This window comes from Streptomyces sp. NPDC002896 (assembly GCF_040295225.1).
Classification (GTDB): Bacteria; Actinomycetota; Actinomycetes; order Streptomycetales; family Streptomycetaceae; genus Streptomyces.
Window position 1 is genome coordinate 241471 of record NZ_JBEOVA010000009.1, and the last position, 17915, is coordinate 259385.

16 protein-coding genes are annotated in these 17915 nt (G+C 70.0%); 11 read left to right on the top strand and 5 right to left on the bottom strand.

The features are described 5' to 3' along the window. The first annotated feature begins 75 nt into the window (after positions 1-75). The 3 genes from ABT009_RS18940 (at position 76) to ABT009_RS18950 (ending at position 1262) form a co-directional block, all read left to right on the top strand. Positions 76-399, top strand: a complete 324-nt coding sequence (locus tag ABT009_RS18940) for a hypothetical protein (RefSeq protein WP_351295627.1) — start codon at positions 76-78, stop codon at positions 397-399. 174 nt (positions 400-573) lie between these two features. Then, positions 574-942 carry a WhiB family transcriptional regulator gene (locus ABT009_RS18945; RefSeq protein WP_351295630.1) on the top strand — a complete coding sequence of 123 codons (369 nt, stop codon included), beginning with the start codon at positions 574-576 and terminating at the stop codon, positions 940-942. Beyond that, a complete protein-coding gene (locus tag ABT009_RS18950) occupies positions 939-1262 on the top strand; it encodes a putative WhiB-interacting protein (RefSeq protein WP_351295633.1) in 324 nt (107 codons plus the stop codon). The genes ABT009_RS18945 and ABT009_RS18950 overlap by 4 nt, the downstream gene beginning before the upstream one ends. A 431-nt stretch (positions 1263-1693) precedes the next feature. On the opposite strand, the gene ABT009_RS18955 is transcribed toward ABT009_RS18950, so the two are convergent. Together ABT009_RS18955 and ABT009_RS18960 are read right to left on the bottom strand one after the other, a co-directional pair. Then, positions 1694-3094, bottom strand: coding sequence for an ABC1 kinase family protein (locus tag ABT009_RS18955; RefSeq protein ID WP_351295636.1), 1401 nt, complete (start codon positions 3092-3094; stop codon positions 1694-1696). Positions 3095-3135: 41 nt separating this feature from the next. Beyond that, the gene (locus ABT009_RS18960) at positions 3136-4278 is read right to left on the bottom strand and encodes a TOMM precursor leader peptide-binding protein (RefSeq protein ID WP_351295639.1); all 1143 of its coding nucleotides are present in this window, start codon (positions 4276-4278) and stop codon (positions 3136-3138) included. Positions 4279-4479: 201 nt separating this feature from the next. On the opposite strand from ABT009_RS18960, the gene ABT009_RS18965 reads away from it, so the two are divergent. The 4 genes from ABT009_RS18965 to ABT009_RS18980 all read left to right on the top strand — a co-directional run bounded on the left by ABT009_RS18965 (position 4480) and on the right by ABT009_RS18980 (position 8526). Continuing rightward, positions 4480-5076 (top strand): M48 metallopeptidase family protein, encoded by a 597-nt coding sequence (locus ABT009_RS18965; protein WP_351295642.1) that lies wholly within the window; start codon positions 4480-4482, stop codon positions 5074-5076. A 317-nt stretch (positions 5077-5393) separates the two neighbouring features. Then, positions 5394-7061, top strand: a complete 1668-nt coding sequence (locus ABT009_RS18970) for a TerD family protein (RefSeq protein ID WP_351295645.1) — start codon at positions 5394-5396, stop codon at positions 7059-7061. An 11-nt stretch (positions 7062-7072) separates the two neighbouring features. Further along, entirely contained in the window at positions 7073-7753 is a 681-nt protein-coding gene (locus tag ABT009_RS18975) for an AIM24 family protein (RefSeq protein WP_351295648.1), read from the top strand. Between the two features lie 17 nt (positions 7754-7770). After that, positions 7771-8526 (top strand): AIM24 family protein, encoded by a 756-nt coding sequence (locus ABT009_RS18980; protein ID WP_351295651.1) that lies wholly within the window; start codon positions 7771-7773, stop codon positions 8524-8526. A 113-nt stretch (positions 8527-8639) separates the two neighbouring features. On the opposite strand, the gene ABT009_RS18985 is transcribed toward ABT009_RS18980, so the two are convergent. Then, positions 8640-9179 carry an NUDIX hydrolase gene (locus ABT009_RS18985; protein WP_351295653.1) on the bottom strand — a complete coding sequence of 180 codons (540 nt, stop codon included), beginning with the start codon at positions 9177-9179 and terminating at the stop codon, positions 8640-8642. After that, entirely contained in the window at positions 9176-10660 is a 1485-nt protein-coding gene (locus ABT009_RS18990) for a zinc-dependent metalloprotease (protein WP_351295655.1), read from the bottom strand. Before ABT009_RS18990 ends, ABT009_RS18985 begins: the two co-directional genes overlap by 4 nt. 192 nt (positions 10661-10852) lie before the next feature. On the opposite strand from ABT009_RS18990, the gene ABT009_RS18995 reads away from it, so the two are divergent. From ABT009_RS18995 to ABT009_RS19005, 3 genes are all read left to right on the top strand, one after another. Further along, on the top strand, positions 10853-12016 hold the full coding sequence (locus ABT009_RS18995) for an SDR family oxidoreductase (RefSeq protein WP_351295658.1): 1164 nt from the start codon (positions 10853-10855) through the stop codon (positions 12014-12016). A 236-nt stretch (positions 12017-12252) separates the two neighbouring features. Next, a complete protein-coding gene (locus tag ABT009_RS19000; RefSeq protein WP_351295660.1) occupies positions 12253-12711 on the top strand; it encodes a molybdenum cofactor biosynthesis protein MoaE in 459 nt (152 codons plus the stop codon). A gap of 398 nt (positions 12712-13109) precedes the next feature. Beyond that, on the top strand, positions 13110-14201 hold the full coding sequence (locus ABT009_RS19005) for a YlbL family protein (protein WP_351295663.1): 1092 nt from the start codon (positions 13110-13112) through the stop codon (positions 14199-14201). Between the two features lie 84 nt (positions 14202-14285). On the opposite strand, the gene ABT009_RS19010 is transcribed toward ABT009_RS19005, so the two are convergent. After that, a complete protein-coding gene (locus ABT009_RS19010; protein ID WP_351295666.1) occupies positions 14286-14840 on the bottom strand; it encodes a PPA1309 family protein in 555 nt (184 codons plus the stop codon). 134 nt (positions 14841-14974) lie between these two features. On the opposite strand from ABT009_RS19010, the gene ABT009_RS19015 reads away from it, so the two are divergent. Then, positions 14975-17890, top strand: coding sequence for a UPF0182 family membrane protein (locus tag ABT009_RS19015; RefSeq protein WP_351296019.1), 2916 nt, complete (start codon positions 14975-14977; stop codon positions 17888-17890). The last annotated feature ends 25 nt before the right edge of the window (positions 17891-17915 follow it).

A 17915-nucleotide genomic window follows, 5' to 3' on the forward strand; every position in this document is an offset into this window, starting at 1 on the left:
CGGTTCCGTGCTGTACTTGAAAGCCGTCGGACCGGTCCTGACCGGTCCCCGAGACGCCGAGAGGAGGCGATTCCAGTGATCAGCATCAACACCAGCTCCATCAGCACCGCCAAACTGACCGATCGCTCGGTCGTCGCCTCCGGCCTGCTCGGCCTCTCCAACCTGGGCACCGGTATGTCCGGCATTTCCGCCGTGCGTCCGGCGTCCTCCGTGTCTCCCTCGGGTCTTGAGATCCGGGAGCGCAATGAGCGACCGACCCAGGCACCGGAAGCAGTAGCAGCAGTGGCACAGGCCTCGGCCTATGCCTTTGCGGCGGCCGGTGCCGGATCCCGCAAGACGACGCAGCACCACACGATGTGGGCCTTCCGTGGGCTCGAACCCTGGAGTGATCCAGCCTGATACGCCATCAGGCCGGCGCCTTCAGGGCCGCGGAACCCCATCCGGGATCCGCGGCCCTTCTGTTTTCCCCCAACGGGGATGACGGAGCGAAGGGGCCTCGGGAAAAGAAAGACCCGGTACAACCAGCCGCCACCCGGCCAACAGGCCGGAACGACCAGACGAGGAAGACGAACCGTGCAACTCGAAGCGCACGCCCCGTCCGTACCGCCTTCCGAAACGATCCCCCCGCCCGGCCTCACGGAGGACTCCACCTTGACCCCGCTCACTGCGCTCACCGCGCTCGACGACGCCATCGAGAACCTCGGCGTACCCGTCCCCTGCCGCTCCTACGACCCGGAAGTCTTCTTCGCCGAGTCGCCGGCAGACGTCGAGTACGCCAAGTCCCTCTGCCGCACCTGCCCGCTGATCGAGGCCTGCCTCGCCGGCGCCAAGGAGCGGCGTGAGCCGTGGGGCGTCTGGGGCGGCGAGCTCTTCGTCCAGGGCGTCGTGGTTGCCCGCAAGCGGCCGCGTGGCCGCCCGCGCAAGAACCCGGTCGTCGCATGAACGCCACCGGAACCATCGACCGCCCTCACACGCACGACCCCCAGAAGCAGGCCCCGATGACGACGTCCACCAGCGAGCCAGTCGGCTCCGCGACTCCAGACTTCACCACCACCGGCGCGACCGACTCGCGTCAGAACAGGACCCGAGAGATGCAACTCATCCCAGAAGCCCTGGCTCGTGCGCATATGCACGAGCGGCTGCGCGAGGCCGACGCGGAACGCCTGGCCGTGCGCCTGGCCGTCGCCCGGCGGATGCAGCGCCGCGCCGAGCGCGCGTCGCTCCGCGCTCGCCGCGCCCTGGCCATGGCCGTGATGCAGTAACGGCCGCAGTCGGGCACCACGCGTAGAAGTGCTCCCCGCGGGGGCCGGTCCGAACGGACCGGCCCCCGCGGTGCGTTGCCCGACGAACCCCCTGAATCGGCGATATCGTCACGACGTGACGTGTCTTCCCGGCGACAGTGACGTCGGAGCCTCCGCCGCGGCGTCCCACCCGCCCGCGCCGACGCCGGGCTCCGCTCAGCTGCCGGACGAAGAGGGCATCATGTGCGACCGCTGCGGAGCACGGGCCGAGGCCGTACAGCCCACCTGGACTTGCTCCGTGGAAAAGGGCACGCGCCGCTACTTCTGCGACGCTTGTGCGCGAGCCCATCTGAGGGCGATTGAGGGGCGGCTGGATTCTGCCTGGTGGTGATTTCTACCGCGCCTCCAGGGGCCCTCCCCCCCTCCCCCTCCCGCCCACCGCCCCATCCAGGTCACGCCTCAGCCGCCGGCTCCTCCTCAGTGAAGTCGGCGAAGTCGTCCACGGTGTCCAAGCCGCCCGTCGCGGGCTCCTCCTCGACGAAGCCCGGCAGCCAGGCCTCGAGCTCGTCCCGCATTCGGACCCTGGCACCCAGCTGGCACAGCACGCCGATCGTGCTCAGCGTCACCCGATGGATCAGCAGATACGACGGCGGCAGGTTCAGATGCTTAGCCAACTGGTAGGCGGGCGAGCGGGGATCCGCGATGCGCGCTGCCTGGCTGCGCATCCAGCTTCGCGTGAACTCGAACTCCTCGACCTGTGCCGGTTCGATGATCGGCAGTAGATAGTCGAGCACCGCTTCCGGGTCGAGCTCCACCTCCTCTTTGACGAAGCCTTCCTCGCAGAGCTTCTCGTAGACCGCCTCAGCCCGGCCGTCGAGTGCCATGCGCAGGGAGTCGCCGATCGTGGAGGGCAGTCCTCCGGACAGCCGGTCCACCGTGCCGAAGTCCAGTACCCCGAGCTGCCACTCGTCGTTGTCGCCGGGGAGCAGCCGGAAGTTGCCAGGGTGCGGGTCGGCGTGCAGCAGGCCGGTGCGCGCGGGACCCGAGAAGAGGAAGCGGGCGAGCAGCTGCCCTGCCCGGTCGCGCTGCTCGGGGAGGCCGTCGGCGATCACCTCCGACAGCGGTATCCCGTCGATCCACTCGGTCACCAGCACCTGTTCGCACTGGTGCACCACCGCGGGCACCAGCACATCGGGGTCGTCGGCGAACTCCTCGGCATGGACCTGCTGGGCCTGTGCCTCCAGGCCGTAGTCGAGCTCCTCGGACACCCGGTCGCGTAGCTCCGCGATGAGGGGCTTGATGTCCACACCCGGAATCAGCGGCCCCAGCAGCCGTGCGAACCGGCCGAGTTGCGTCAGATCCGACAGCAGCGCCTCTCCGGCGCCCGGGTACTGCACCTTGACGGCGACCTCGCGTCCGTCGTGCCACACGGCCCGGTGTACCTGGCCGATCGACGCGGCGGCGGCGGGCTTGTCCTCGAACTCCAGGAACTGGTCGCGCCACTCCTCACCGAGCCGCTCCTCCAGCACGGAGTGCACGGTGCGGGTGGGCATCGGCGGAGCCGCGTCCTGCAGTTTCGTCAGCGCGGCGCGGTAGGGACCGGCGATCTCCTCCGGCAGCGCGGACTCGAAGACGGACAGGGCCTGCCCGAACTTCATGGCGCCGCCCTTCAGCTCGCCGAGGACCTTGAACAGTTGCTCCGCCGTGCGCTGTTGCAGCTCGCGGCCAACGATCTCCGCCGACTTGCCGCCGATGCGCTTGCCCAGCCCCCACGTGGCGCGCCCGGCGAAGCCGAGCGGCAGCGCGGCCAGCTTGGCGGTACGGGTGACCGCCTTCCGGGGAAGATCAGACATGCGCCCCTCCAAGTCCCAGACAGCCGTACCCTGTGCGGCGGTCACCCGGCCATTGTCTCGTGCCGGTCCCCGTCATCCGAGGTCTGTTCACTCTTACCTTGCTCGACGGCCCCGCACGGGCATGCCGGGTGCGGCCACACGGGTCGCGGATGCCAGTCCAGTCCTGGCAGGGACGCCTCCCAGCGGGCTCCCGTGCTCGCCGGCGAGCCTCCGTCCAGAAAGGCCAGGGCGTGTGCCGCCGCCAGGCCTGCGACCGCCGTCGCCAGAGCGGCGTCACAGGCGGTGACATGACGCTGATGCCCCGAGCGCCACTGCGCCAGCAGACGAGGCCAGGTGGGATCCCGGTCGGTGCGTCCCTGTAACAGACAGCCCGCACAGGCCGTCAACCCGGGCAGGACCAGAGGGCCGACCACACCGGTGCCTTCCACCACGCCCGCGTAGAGGTGAGGTGTCCCCGAGGAGACGAGCGGTTCCGCAGAGGCCGGGTCGGGCGCATGGACGGCCAGGCCGTCGCGCGGGGCCAGGACCACGAGTGACAGCCCCGGCTCTTCCGCCGTCGCCTGCCGGGACCTGTCGCGGCGGGGCAGGCGGTCCGGGGCTGCTCGTCGTACGGCCTGACGTGCGGCTTCTGTCCTGCGGTCGCCGACCGATTCGGCGGGCAAGCCGCCCGGTGCCACGTCCCACGGTTCGACGCATCCGATGTCCCGCACATCGATGTGGCCCACACCGGCCGCGGCCAGGACCGAGGCGATCACGGCACCCACCCGGCCTGCGCCCTGGATCTGCACGCGCATGGCGCGGCGCGCGGCCAACGTCCTCAGGGCGCCGCCCGGTTCGGGCGTGACGACCGAGAGCGATGCCAGGTCGGGTTGCAGGCGCTGTAGAGCGCTCTCCCGCTTGCGCAGGGCCTCGGCGGCCGGGCCGCCGCCTGTCGCGTCGTCCAGGAGCCCTGCCGCCGACAGGCGCTCGACGAGCCTGTCCACATGCCCGTCGGGGAGGCCCATGCGCCGGCCCTCGTCGCGCAGCAGCTCCAAGCCGCGGGTTCCGTCGAGCAGGGTCAGGAAACTGCCGGTGGCCGTGTCCACCGGGCCGAGCGCGACCGCGTGTGCGGGCGTGACTCCGAACTGCACGGTGTTGCGGTCGCGCCAGCCGCGCCGCAGCGCGGGTTTGAGGATCGGATGCATGACTTCCCCCGTTGCCAATGGACTTTCTTGTCTCCGCCGGTTGCTGTCGATGGCCAGAATGCAGGGGCGGTGCGGAGGGATGCGTGGAGTTGTCCACAGGCGGGAGGATTAGTCGTATTAATCAAGTGTTCGAGGAGTGTATCGGTGGCGAACCCTCCGGGAGGCAGGACTTCCCGCACGCTCAGCGGGTAACGTCGGGGCGTGTCCGCCGACCCCTTGCACCGCGCGGGAGCCCCGCAGCGCAGCACGACCAGCCCGCCGCCAGGCGGCTCGCGGGCGAGCGCAGTCGAGGTCCGACGGAGCGCTCGCCGACGCAGAACGGTTTCCGCATACCGCGAGGGCGACCGCACCGTCGTACTGATCCCCGCCCGCATGTCCGAGGCGGAGGAGCAGCGCTGGGTAAGGGTCATGCTCGACAAGCTCGCGGCCCAGGAGAGCAAGCGGGTGCTGGGGGACGCCGAGCTGACTGAGCGTGCCCAGCGGCTGTCGGACCAGTACTTCGACGGCCGGGCCCGGCCCGCCTCGGTCCGCTGGGTGACCAATCAGAACACCCGTTGGGGCTCCTGCACTCCGGCGGAGGGCAGCATCCGTCTTTCTCACCGGTTGCAGGGCATGCCCGAGTACGTCGTGGACTACGTCCTCCTCCACGAGCTGGCCCACCTTCTGGTCCCCGGACACGGGCCGGGGTTCTGGCAGCTGCTCGAGGCGTATCCGCGAACCGAGCGGGCTCGGGGCTATCTCGAAGGCGTGGTCGCGGCCGAGCGGCTGCCCCACGTCCCGGCCGCACGCGGCGAATGACAGCCGCGCGCGGAGCGATGCACGCGCACGGAGTGACGTACGCGCGCGTGGCGTGACGCAGGCACGAGCGAACGGCGCACGCGCGCGCGGCGTGACGCAGGCACGCGGGGATCGGCGCACACAGGCCCAGCCGCAAACGGCCGCCCTGAAGGCGTCACCCGCCGTCCCGTATGCGGTGGAGACGGCCCCGGAGCGGACGCCGCGATGTCCGAAGCGTTGATTCTGTACCGGGTCTGTACCGGCTTCGTCCGTTGTCAGTTTTTGCGGCTAGCCTGGCGCGACGCAATCACTTTCGGGATGGGGGACGGTCGTTACGCATGGCCAGGGAATTCCAACGCGGCCACAAGGCCAGGATCAGTGACCTCACCGCGGGGACCGATCTGTACGTAGGTGTGCAGATCTCTGCCCCCGGGCTGACGTTCGACATCAGCTGCTTCGGCCTCGATGCCAACGAGCAGCTCTCGGACGACCGCTATTTCGTCTTCTTCAACCAGCCGAAGACCCCCGAGGAGTCGATTCAGCTGCTCGGCGCGCAGGCCGGCGACACCGAGTCCTTCCGCGTCACCCTCGACCGCATACCGGCGAACATCCACAAGCTCTCCTTCACCGCGACCATCGACGGCGCCGGGCAGATGTCGCAGGTCGCGCCCGGATACATCCGGATCGTCGCGGGCGGCGAGGAGGTCGCGCGCTACGCCTTCAGCGGCGCCGAGTTCTCCACCGAACGCGCTGTGATGCTGGGCGACTTCTACCTGAAGGACGTGTGGCGGTTCGCCGCCGTCGGGCAGGGCTTCGACGGCGGACTCGACGCGCTGCTGAAGAACTTCGGCGGCGAGGTGGCCGAGGAGGAGTCGGCGGCACAGCAGCCCCAGGCGGGCGGCGCCCCCGGATTCGCTCCGCCCGCGCAGGCTTCCGCGCCGCCCGCGTTCGGCGCTCCCGCCGCTCCCGCACCGGCCCCTGCGCCCGCCCCGCAGCCCGCCGCACGGGGTTTCGCGCCGCCTCAGGCACCCACGCTGCCGGCCCCCGCGCCCTCGGTGCACGCCGCGCCGACCATCGCCGCGCCGCTGGCCCCGCCCGGCGCCGGCCCCGTGCCGCCGCCGTCCCCTTCGCCGTACGGACAGCCTGTCGCGCAGCCGGGCCCGCCCCCCGGATACCCCCAGCCCCAGGCCCCGACGCCGCCTCCCGGATACGGTCAGCCGCCCCACGCACCGGCCCCGCCGCCCGGTTACGGCCAGCCGCCGGGCAGCCCGTTCCCCGGCCAGCAGGGCGCCCCGTCCCCGTACGGAGCACCGCAGGGAGCCCCCCACGCGGCAGCGCCGGTCGCCGCCGGTGTGGCCGCCGCCCTCGAGGCCTACCGCGAGAAGCCCACCGGGCAGCGCTGGACGCAGCAGAACAAGAAGATGATCCGCGTCGACCTCGGCATGGGGGACACGCCGGTGCTCGCCCGGCAGGGCAGCATGGTGCTCTACCAGGGCAAGGTCGACTTCAGCTACAAGGGCGCGGGCTTCGCGGGCCGCATCGTGGGCAACGCCACCGGCCAGGAGATGCAGCTCATGCGCTGCACGGGCCGCGGCCAGGTCTTCCTCGCCGAGAACGAGACCCAGCTGCACCCCATCGAGCTGCAGGGCGACGCCATCTGCGTGTCCGCCGAGAACGTCCTCGCCTTCGACGAACCGCTCCAGTACGAGGTACGCAGGGTCGAGGGCCACGGCATCCCAGGCGGCGCCCTGTTCGTCATGCAGTTCCAGGGCACCGGCACCGTCGTCGTGAAGACGCACGGCACCCCCGTCGTGCTGCCCGTCACGCCGACGACGTTCGCCGACTGCAACGCCGTCGTCGCCTGGTCGGCGGCCGCGCAGGCCATCGTCTCCAGCCAGGTGCGCATGCGCGCCAACGCCTACGCGGGCGCCAGCGGAGAGAGCGTGAACCTCCAGTTCCGCGGCGCGCCCGGCAACTTCATCGTCGTCCAGCCGTACGAGGTCTGAGGGAGCCCGTCATGAATCAGCAGCTCGCGGGCTACGCCCCCGCACCCGTCGCCGCCCGCATGGAGAACCACGGCACCAACATCCTCAAGGTCGCCATGCAGACCGGAAACGACCTCCTCGCGCGCGTGGGCTCGATGATCGCCTACGAAGGGTTCGTGCAGTACGAGCCGAACCCGCCCGCGGTACGGCAGATCGCGCGCGACTGGATGACCGGCGAGGGCGCCCCCCTGATGAAGTGCTCCGGAGACGGCCTGCTCTACCTCGCCGACTACGGAGCGGACGTCGTCGTCATCAACCTGGGCGGCGATGCGATCTCGGTGAACGGCACCAACCTCCTCGCCTTCGACGCGAGCCTCCAGTGGGGCGTTGAACGCGTCAAGGGACTCGCCAAGTTCGCCGGTCAGGGCCTGTGGAACGTCAGGATCTCCGGCAACGGATACGTCGCGCTGACCTCCCGCGGCAAGCCCATCGTCGTCGACTGCGGCCGCGGCGAGGACGAGACGTACGTCGACCCCGACGCGCTCGTCGCCTGGTCCCCGAACCTCAAGGTGAAGGGCAAGCGCAGCTTCAGGGCCGGCGCACTCGTCGGGCGCGGCAGCGGCGAGGCCTACCAGATGGGCTTCTCCGGAGAGGGCATCGTCGTCGTACAGCCCAGCGAGGACAGCACCGACCGCCTCCGGATCCGGGGCTGAGGGGGAGCGAACACACCATGCAGAGCCCGCTTTTCGCGCACACCGAGCAGCAGACCCAGGAGCGGTATACCGTCCAGAACCCGCAGATGCTGCGGGTCGCCCTGGAGGGCCACGACGACGTCCTGGCCCGCAAGGGCGCCATGGTCGCCTACCAGGGCCTCGTCGAGTTCGACGCCGAGTACCAGAGCCAGCAACAGCAGCGCGCCCGCGCGAACACCGGCGAGGGCCTCGACCTGATGCGCTGTCACGGCCAGGGCACTGTCTACCTCGCGAACCTGGCGCAGCACATCCACGTCGTGGACGTGGAGCAGGACGGCCTGACGGTGGACAGCAGCTACGTCCTCGCGCTCGACTCGTCGCTCACCTACCAGGTCATCGCCGTGGACAGCCAGTACGGCATCTCCGGCTCCGGCAAGTACCAGCTCAACATCACCGGCCGCGGCAAGGTCGCCCTGATGACCTCGGGCCGGCCGCTGATGCTGCAGGTCACGCCCAACCAGTACGTCAACGCGGACGCCGACGCCGTCGTCGCGTGGTCCACAGGCCTGCGGATCCAGATGCAGGCCCAGACGCACTCGTCGGGCGTGTGGCGGCGGCGCGGCAACACCGGCGAGGGTTGGGAGCTGAGCTTCATGGGCGAGGGCTTCGCGCTGGTGCAGCCCAGCGAACTGCTGCCCCCGCAGAACGCCGTCATCGGCCAGGGCCTGCGCGCCCAGTACGGGATGGGCCAGCACGGCGCGCACGGCCAGAACCAGGGCAACGCCTGGAACTGAGCCGGAACTGAGCTTGCAAGGACCCGACCTGTAAGGGGCGGCTGCCATGGGCGGCCGCCCCTTACGCGTCGGTGGCGCCGGCACCTGTTACACAGGAGTCGGCACCCGTTCGGTCACACCGGAAGGCGCTCCAGCGTGGCCTTCACCAGGCGGACCACGGACTCGTCGGCGATGTCCGCCACCTCGTCGTATCCGAACCAGCGCAGGTCCAGCGACTCGTCGCTGATCGCCTCGACGGCCCCGGCAGGGGCGAGTGCCGCGTACTGCACATCCAGGTGCCAGGCGCAGGGCGTCAGATGCCGGTCCAGGCGCACCGGGCCCCCACCGAGCAGGGTCAGCCCCGAGATGCCCGACTCCTCGGTGGCCTCACGCAGCGCCGCATCCGCGAGCGTCGCATCGCCGGGCTCGCAGTGGCCGCCCATCTGCAGCCACTTGCGGATCTTCCCGTGGAGGGTGAGCAGCACGCGCTCGTGCTCCGGGTCGATCACCAGGGCGCTCGCCGTGATGTGCCCGGCCGAGCAGGCCTTCCACATTCCGTCCTGATACGTCTGCAGATGATCGAGATACGCCTGGCGCAGCTCTGCCTGGTCCTCGGGGACCTTGCGGCCCTCGTAGCCCTGCAGCACGAGGACGGCGTCGTCGTGAAGGCTCACTTGTTGTCGTCGCCCTCACGGTCGTCGCCGGCGGTGTCTTCGGGTTCGTCCTTCTTGACGCCCTCAGGCCCGTCCTTCCGGAGGTCCGGCTTACCGGAGGCGCTGCCCGCGGCCTCGCCGAGCAGCTTGTCCAGCTCGGAGAAGTCCAGGTGCTCGCGGTGCACGAAGCCGTCCGGGTCGTCCAGGTCGGAGGCGGTCGGCAGCATGTCCGGGTGGGCCCACAGGCCGTCCCGGCCGTCGACCCCGCGCGCGTCCGTCAGCGAGGCCCACAGGCGCGACGCATCGCGCAGCCGGCGCGGGCGCAGCTCGAGCCCGATCAGCGTCGCGAACGTCTGCTCGGCGGGGCCGCCCGTCGCGCGGCGCCTGCGCAGCGTCTCGCGCAGCGCGTTCGCCGACGACAGACGCGGCTTGGCCGCCTCGTGCACCACGGCGTCCACCCAGCCCTCGACGAGCGCCAGAGCCGTCTCCAGACGGGCCAGCGCCGCCTTCTGCTCGGGGGTGTCCTCCGGCTGGAACATGCCCTGCTGGAGAGCGTCCTGCAGCTGCTCCGGGTTCTGCGGGTCGAGCTGGCCGACGACGTCCTCCAGCTTCGCCGTGTCGACCTTGATCCCGCGCGCGTACCCCTCGACCGCACCGAACAGATGCGAGCGCAGCCACGGCACATGCGCGAAGAGCCGCTGGTGGGCCGCCTCACGCAGCGCCAGGTAGAGCCGGACCTCGTCCTTGGGAACGCTCAGGTCCTTGCCGAACGCCTCGATGTTCGCCGGCAGCAGTGCGGCCTTTCCAGCCGGGCCGAGCGGCAGGCCGATGTCGGTCGAGCCGACGACCTCGCCCGCGAGCACACCCACGGCATGCCCGATCTGCGTACCGAACATGGCGCCGCCCATGGAGCGCATCATGCCGAGCAGCGGGCCCGCCATGGCCTGCATCTCCTCGGGCAGGACATCGCCCATGGCCGCGCCGACGCGCTCGGCGACCGGGTCCACGAGGTCCTTCCACACCGGGAGGGTCGCCTCGACCCACTCGGCGCGGCTCCAGGCCAGCGCGGATCCCGCACCGGACGGCAGCGAGGTCACGTCGTCCAGCCACAGGTCGGCCAGGCGTACGGCCTCCTCGACGGCCGCGCGCTCGGCGGGGCCGACGCTCGCGTCCTTCGTGCCGTCGGGCGTGCCCTGCGAGACGGTCTGGCGGGCGATCTGCTTGGCCATGTCCCAGTTCACCGGGCCGCCCTCGTACGAGAGCATCTGGCCCAGCTGCTGGAAGGCGGCGCCGAGGTCGGACGGGTTCAGCGACCCGAACATCGCGGCGAAGGGATTGTCCCCGCTGCCCGGGCCGCCTGCGCCGGGCAGACCGCCGAAACCGAAGGGGTTGGCAGGTCCCTGACCACCACCGCCACCGCCCTGCTGGTCCTTCTTCTTGCCCTCGTCGCCGTTCTCCGGCTCCTCCGGCGGAAGGCCGAATCCGAATGGGGTGTCACTCACGGGATTCCTCGGCTTGTTGGGCCGCCGGTACGACACCGGCGGCGGCTGCCCGAACTTCACCACCCAGCGTAGACACCATGACGGGATCGGGCCTCAGTGCTTCGCCGACGGGGGGCCTGCGGCAGGATGGATCCCACCTGGTACGTGCGCGTCATTCACGCACGTACTGAAGACAACCGCTGGAGACGCCCGGTGAGTTCCCCAGATCCGCAGGTTCGCGCACCGCGAAACCCATCAGCCCGCCCGTCGCCCGACCGCCACCCCGGGGCGGCGTCGCTGCGCACCGGCGAGTCGATTGCCGCGCGCGGCCCCGTCGTGGCGGTCACCGGCGCCGCGTCCGGCGTCGGGGCACTGCTGACCGAGCGTCTCGCCGCCAGCGACGAGATCAAGCAGGTCGTGGCCATCGATGAGCGCCGTGGAGAGTGCGCGTCCGCCCAGTGGCACATCCTCGACGTACGGGACCCGGCGATCGCCGAGCGGCTGCGCGGCGCGGATGTCGTGGTGCACCTCGCCGTCGACCTGGACCTGGGAACCGACCCGGCCGCCCGCACCGCGTACAACGTACGGGGCGCCCAGACCGTGCTCACCGCCGCGGCCGCCGCCGGGGTCCACCGCGTGGTGCTGTGCACGTCCGCCATGGTCTACGGGGCGCTGCCCGACAACGAGCTGCCGCTCTCCGAGGACGCGGAGCTGCGCGCCACCGCCGAGGGCACCGGCGTGGGCGACCTGCTCGAGATCGAGCGGCTCGCCCGCCGTGCGCCGCGGGCCCATCCCGGGCTCAACGTCACCGTGGTAAGGCCCGCCGTCCTGGTCGGCGGTACTGACACGGCGCTCATCCGCTACTTCGAGTCGCCCCGGCTCCTCGTCGTCGCCGGCTCACACCCCGCGTGGCAGTTCTGCCACGTCGAGGACCTGTGCAGCGCCCTGGAGTACGCCGTGCTGGAGAAGGTCGACGGCGACCTCGCCGTCGGCTGCGACGGGTGGCTGGAGCAGGAGGAGGTCGAGGAGCTCAGCGGGATCCGGCGCATGGAGCTGCCCTCCGCGGTCGCCCTGGGGGCCGCCGCCCGGCTGCACCGCATCGGGCTCACGCCGTCGCCGGCGGGTGACCTCGCGTACACGATGTATCCGTGGGTTGTGAGCGTCAGCCGGCTGCACGACGCCGGGTGGCGGCCGCGGTGGACCAACGAGGAGGTCCTTGCGGAGCTGCTCGAGGAGGTTGCCGGGCGGCACACCGTCGCCGGGCGGCGGCTTGGGCGCAAGGATGCGACTGCGGCGGGGGCCGCGGGGGCGACGGTGGCTCTGCTGGGGGCGGCGGCCGTGGTTCGGCGGGCTCGGAAGGCTCGGCGGCGGGGCTGAGAGGTTCGCCCCGCCTCGCCCCGCTCTGCGGGCGGCGCCCCGCGTTGTCCGTGCGTACGTCTCACGCGCACGTGCCCGTTGTTTTGGGCTGCGCCCCGACCCGTCGGACTGGTCCTGTCACGCGCGGTGCCCGCCTTCGTGGGGCTGTGCCCACCCGTTCCGCCCTGCGGAACGCCTGCCCACAGTGTGTGCGGGGCGTCTGCCCTGCGGTGGGTGGTGTGGGGCACCATGGGGCTATGGCACCCACCCATGACCACCCCGGTGAGCAGGCCGGGCAGGATCCCATTCGGCTTCTTGCGCTTCGTGACACCCCCGTCTCCGTCGACGAGGTGTTCCGGGCCGCCGGTGACGATGCCGCGGGCGGTACCGCGCTGTTCGTCGGGACCGTGCGCAACCACGACGGCGGCTCCGACGTCGACGCGCTCGGGTACTCCTCCCATCCGACCGCCGAGGCGGAGATGCGCCGCATCGCCGAGAAGGTCGTCGCCGAATACCCGGTACGTGCGCTCGCCGCCGTCCACCGCGTCGGCGACCTGCGGGTGGGCGACATCGCGGTCGTCGTCGCCGTCTCGTGCCCGCACCGCGCGGAGGCCTTCGAGGCATGCCGCAAGTTGATCGACGACCTGAAGCACGAAGTCCCGATCTGGAAGCACCAGAAGTTCTCGGACGGGACCGAAGAATGGGTGGGCGCTTAGCGCCGTCGCCGGCCGTCGGGGCCGAAGTCCCTACTTACCGAAAAGCATTCCAGTTGCGTAACCACACCCCCGCCGGGAGCGTTGACGGTGCGAATGGTTAATCTGCTGATTGGCTGCTGATCAGTCATTTGCGTTTGCTTGTGGGGTTGGGAGGTCGGCATGGCGGCGCTCGCGTGGTTGCTGATTCCGCTTGTGGCCGCGATCGGCGCGGGGGTGTGGGGTAGCTGGGCGACCAGGCACCGCAGGACGGGGGACGGCCCGGAGCTCGCCGGGTATGAGCGCTTCCGGCAGGCGATGGAGAGCTCCCATTCCGGCCCCGACGCAGCCTGACCTCCCCCCGAGCCCCGTACGGACGGCCCGGGCAGTGCGTTGACAGACCCGTCCCGTACTGTCGTTCCATGCCACGCCGCACTGCGACGATGCTCGCCTCCACTCTGATCCTGATCGCGCTGCTCTGCGCGGGAGTGCTCATCCAGGTGCCCTACGCGGAAATGACGCCGGGGCCCACGGTGAACACGCTCGGCGATCACGATGGCGAGCCGGTGCTGCAGATCTCCGGCCACAAGACGTACCCGACGACCGGTCACCTCAACATGACGACGGTCAGGGTCACCAGCGCCGAGTACAACATGAACCTCGTCCAGGCCGTCTACGGCTGGCTGGCGCACGACAGCAAGATCGTTCCGCACGAGACCCTCTACCCGGACGGGAAGACGGAGGAGCAGTCGACGCAGGAGAACGCCGAGGAGTTCAGCCAGTCCCAGGAGAGCGCCAAGGTCGCCGCCCTGAAGGAACTGGACGTCCCCGTGAAGTCGTGGGTGATCGTCGAGTCGGTGCTCAAGAACAGCCCGGCCGTGGGCAAGCTGCACGCGGGCGACGTCATCAAGGCGGTCGACGGCACGGGCGTCAAGCAGCCCCAGGACGTCGCGGAACTCGTCACCAAGCACAAGCCCGGTGAGAACGTCGTCTTCACCGTCGTCCCCGCCAAGGAGCAGGCCGCCGCCGAGAAGGCGGGCAAGGAGGCGACCCGCACCCAGCAGGTCACCATCACCACGAAGAAGGCGGACGACGGCGACCGCGCGATCGTCGGCATCCAGGCCGGGACCGATCACACGTTCCCGTTCAATATCGACATCAAGCTCGCCGACGTGGGCGGCCCGAGCGCCGGTCTGATGTTCGCCCTCGGCATCTACGACAAGCTCACACCGGGCAGTCTCACGGGCGGTAAGTTCGTCGCGGGCACCGGCACCATCGACGACAGCGGCACGGTCGGCCCGATCGGCGGGATCCAGATGAAGACGGTCGGCGCACGCGCCAAGGGCGCGCAGTACTTCCTGACCCCCAAGGACAACTGCGCGGCGGCTGCCAAGGACAACCCCGAGGGGCTCACGCTCGTCAAGGTCAACACCATCGACGACGCGCTGAACGCCCTCGAGGACATCCGCGAGGGAAAGACGGCCGACCTGCCCCGGTGCACCACCAAGGGGTAGCGCACCGGGGGCGGGGACGAGGCCTGTCGCTCGCCCGCTGCTCGAAGGCCTACTTCTGAAGGCCGCCCGGTCCTCGAAGGCTGCCTACTCCTCGAAGGTCGCCGCCAGCGCCTCGGCGAGGCCCGGCACCAGGTCGGAGCCCGTGAGAACCTCGGTCGACGAGTCCTTCTCGCGCAGCCGCAGTGCCGACTCGCGCTCCCCGTCGCGCAGCACCGCGACCGTCATCCGCACCTCCTGGCGCTCGGGATGCGCGGCGACCCACTTCGCGAGCTGCGTGTCGTCCAGGCTGTCCGGTACGGAGGCCTCCGCGGACGGCGGCAGCATCAGCCGCTCCACGGACAGCGCGCAGCCCACCACGGCGTCGGGCCAGGCGATCGTGCCGAGGAACTCGTCCAGCGGGCTGTCCGCCGGAAGTTCGTCCTGCTCGATAGGGGTGAAGCCGGTAGACGCGTCGTCGGCGAGGCCGAGGCGCTCCGCGAGCCCCGGCTCCTGGGAACGCAGCTGAGAGGTGTCGACGAGCGCGAACAGCCGGGCCGGCTGATCCCAGCCGAGCCCCGCGACGTACTCGTCGATCTCGAGGACGGCACGGGTCAGCGGACCGGCCGCCATGGGGGTGCCTGAGGAGGCGGTGTTGGACATGGTCACAATCCTGCCTCGTTCCGCCCCGGAACCGGGAACTGAGTAAAGCATCAGTAAGTTGCATAGGTGTGGCCCGGCGATCGCGGGGCCGAGAGACCGACAGCGACTTCGAGGTGCGCACCTTGGCTTTCCAGATGCCGGACCGCGGCGGAGGCCCGACGGGGCCGCGGATGAGAGTGGGCCGACCGTCCCGGCGTGTCCGGACTCTGCTCATGACACTGGGCGTACTGGCCGCCTTGGCCATGGCGTTCGTCATGTTCGCAGGGTTCTGGACGGACTGGCTCTGGTACCGGTCCGTGAAGTACTCGTCCGTTTTCACGACCACCCTGTGGACCAAGATCGGCCTGTTCTTCGTCTTCGGCCTGCTCATGGCCCTGGCCGTCGGCGTGAACATCTGGCTGGCGCACCGGCTGCGGCCGCCGCTGAGCGCCATGTCCATGGAGCAGCAGAGCCTCGACCGCTACCGCATGGGCATCGCCCCCTACAAGAAGTGGCTCCTGCTCTCGATCGCCGCCCTGGTCGGCCTGATCGCGGGCGCCTCCGCCGCCGGGCAGTGGCGCACCTGGCTGATGTGGGTCAACGGCGTGCCCTTCGGCCAGAAGGACCCGCAGTTCAACCTCGACGTGTCGTTCTACGCGTTCGACCTGCCCTGGTACCGCTTCCTGCTGGGCTTCGGCTTCGCCGCCGCGGTGCTGTCGCTGATCGCCGCCGCCCTCACCCACTACCTGTACGGCGGGCTGCGCATCACCAGCCCGGGCGCGCGCGCCACGGCCGCCGCCACCGGCCATCTGTCGGTGCTGCTGGGCCTCTTCGTCGCGCTCAAGGCCGTCGCCTACTGGCTCGACCGGTACGGCCTGGCGGTGAAGTCCAGCGACTTCAAGGCCACGGGCAACTGGACGGGCCTGAGGTACGTCGACGCGAACGCGTATCTCCCGGCCAAGACCATCCTGTTCTGCATCGCCGTGATCTGCGCGCTGCTGTTCTTCGCCACGCTGTGGCGGCGCACCTGGCAGCTGCCGGTCATCGGCTTCGGCCTGATGGTGCTCTCCGCGATCCTCATCGGCGGCCTGTACCCGGCGATCGTCCAGAAGTTCCAGGTCCAGCCGAACGAGCAGGCCAAGGAAGCGCCGTACGTAGAGAAGAACCTGAAGGCGACCCGCGAGGCCTACGGCATCGGCGGCGCCAAGGTGACGGACTACGAGGGCAAGAGCAACACGGAGGACAAGAGCAAGCTCCGTGAGGACGCCGACAACGCGGCGAGCATCCGACTGCTCGACCCGAACATCGTCTCGCCGACGTTCCAGCAGCTCCAGCAGATCAGGAACTACTACGCGTTCCCCTCGAACCTGGACGTCGACCGGTACAACATCGACGGCCAGGAGCAGGACACCGTCATCGGGCTGCGCGAGCTGAACATCAACGGCATCCCGAAGAACAACTGGATCAACGACCACTTCCGCTACACGCACGGTTTCGGCGTGGTCGCGGCCAAGGGCACCACGGCGGACACCGATGGCCGGCCGGTCTTCACCGAGTCCGACCTGCCGTCCAGGGGATCCCTCGGCGAGTACGAGCAGCGGATCTACTACGGCGAGAAGACCACGCAGTACTCGATCGTCGGCGGTCCCCAGAAGGAGATCGACTACTCCGACGACAGCGGTGAGAAGACGACCAGCTACAAGGGCAACAGCGGCGTCAACCTCTCCAACCCGATCAACCGGGCCGCGTACGCGGCGGCGTTCAACGAGCCGCAGATCCTCTACTCGGGCGCGATCGGCGAGGGGTCGCGGATCCTGTACAACCGCACGCCCAAGGAGCGCGTCGAGGCGGTGGCCCCCTGGCTCACCATCGACGGCGACGCCTATCCGGCGGTGGTCGACGGCCGCATCCAGTGGATCGTCGACGCCTACACGACCACCAACGGCTATCCGTACGCCTCGCGGACCACGCTCGGCGACACGACGGCCGACTCGCTGACCGCCGCCAACAACCAGCGCGCGGTGGTGGCCCAGCAGAACCAGGTCAACTACATCCGCAACTCGGTGAAGGCGACCGTCGACGCCTACGACGGCACCGTCAAGCTCTATCAGTGGGACACCGAGGACCCGGTGCTGAAGACCTGGATGAAGGCCTTCCCGGGCACGGTCCAGCCGAAGGGCGACATCTCCAAGTCCCTCCTGAGCCATCTGCGGTATCCGCAGGACCTGTTCAAGGTCCAGCGTGAGCTGCTCACGCGCTACCACGTGAAGGACGCGCAGACGTTCCTCAGCGGCAGCGAGGTGTGGCAGGTGCCGGACGACCCGACCAACAAGTCGGGCAACGCCGTGCCGCCGTACTACCTGAGCATGAAGATGCCCGACGAGACGGCGCAGGCGTTCTCGCTGACGACGACGTTCACACCGAACGGCCGCGACAACCTGAGCGCGTTCATGTCGGTCAACGCGGAGGCGGGCACGCCCGACTACGGCAAGATCCAGATCCTGAAGCTGCCCTCGAGCAGAACGGTCGACGGGCCCAAGCAGGTCCAGAGCCAGTTCAACTCCGAACAGGACATCGCCGAGTCCATCAGGCTGCTGAGAGGCGGCGACTCGGAGGTCGAGTACGGCAACCTGCTGACGGTGCCCCTCGACGGAGGCCTGCTGTATGTCGAGCCCGTCTACGTACGCGGTGGTGGACTGAAGTACCCGCTGCTGCGCAAGGTTCTGGTGACCTACGGAGGCGCGACGGCCTTCGAGGACACGCTCGACCAGGCGCTCAACAAGGTCTTCGGGGCCGAGGGAGCCGTCGAGCCGCCGGACGAAGGGACCGCCGAGCCCCCGAAGTCGGAGAACCCGACGGTGCAAGAGGCCCTCGACGATGCGCAGAAGGCCTTCGAAGCCGGCCAGGAAGCCCTCAAGAAGGGCGACTGGGAGGCGTACGGCCAGGCGCAGAAGGACCTCGAGGACGCCCTCAAGCGCGCGGAGGACGCTCAGTCCAAGACCGCCGACAAGTCGGGCGACCAGAGCGGCACCGACAAGAGCAGCGGCCAGAGCAGCGGGAACAGCACTTAACGAGGGGCGGCTCCGTCCCGCGTCG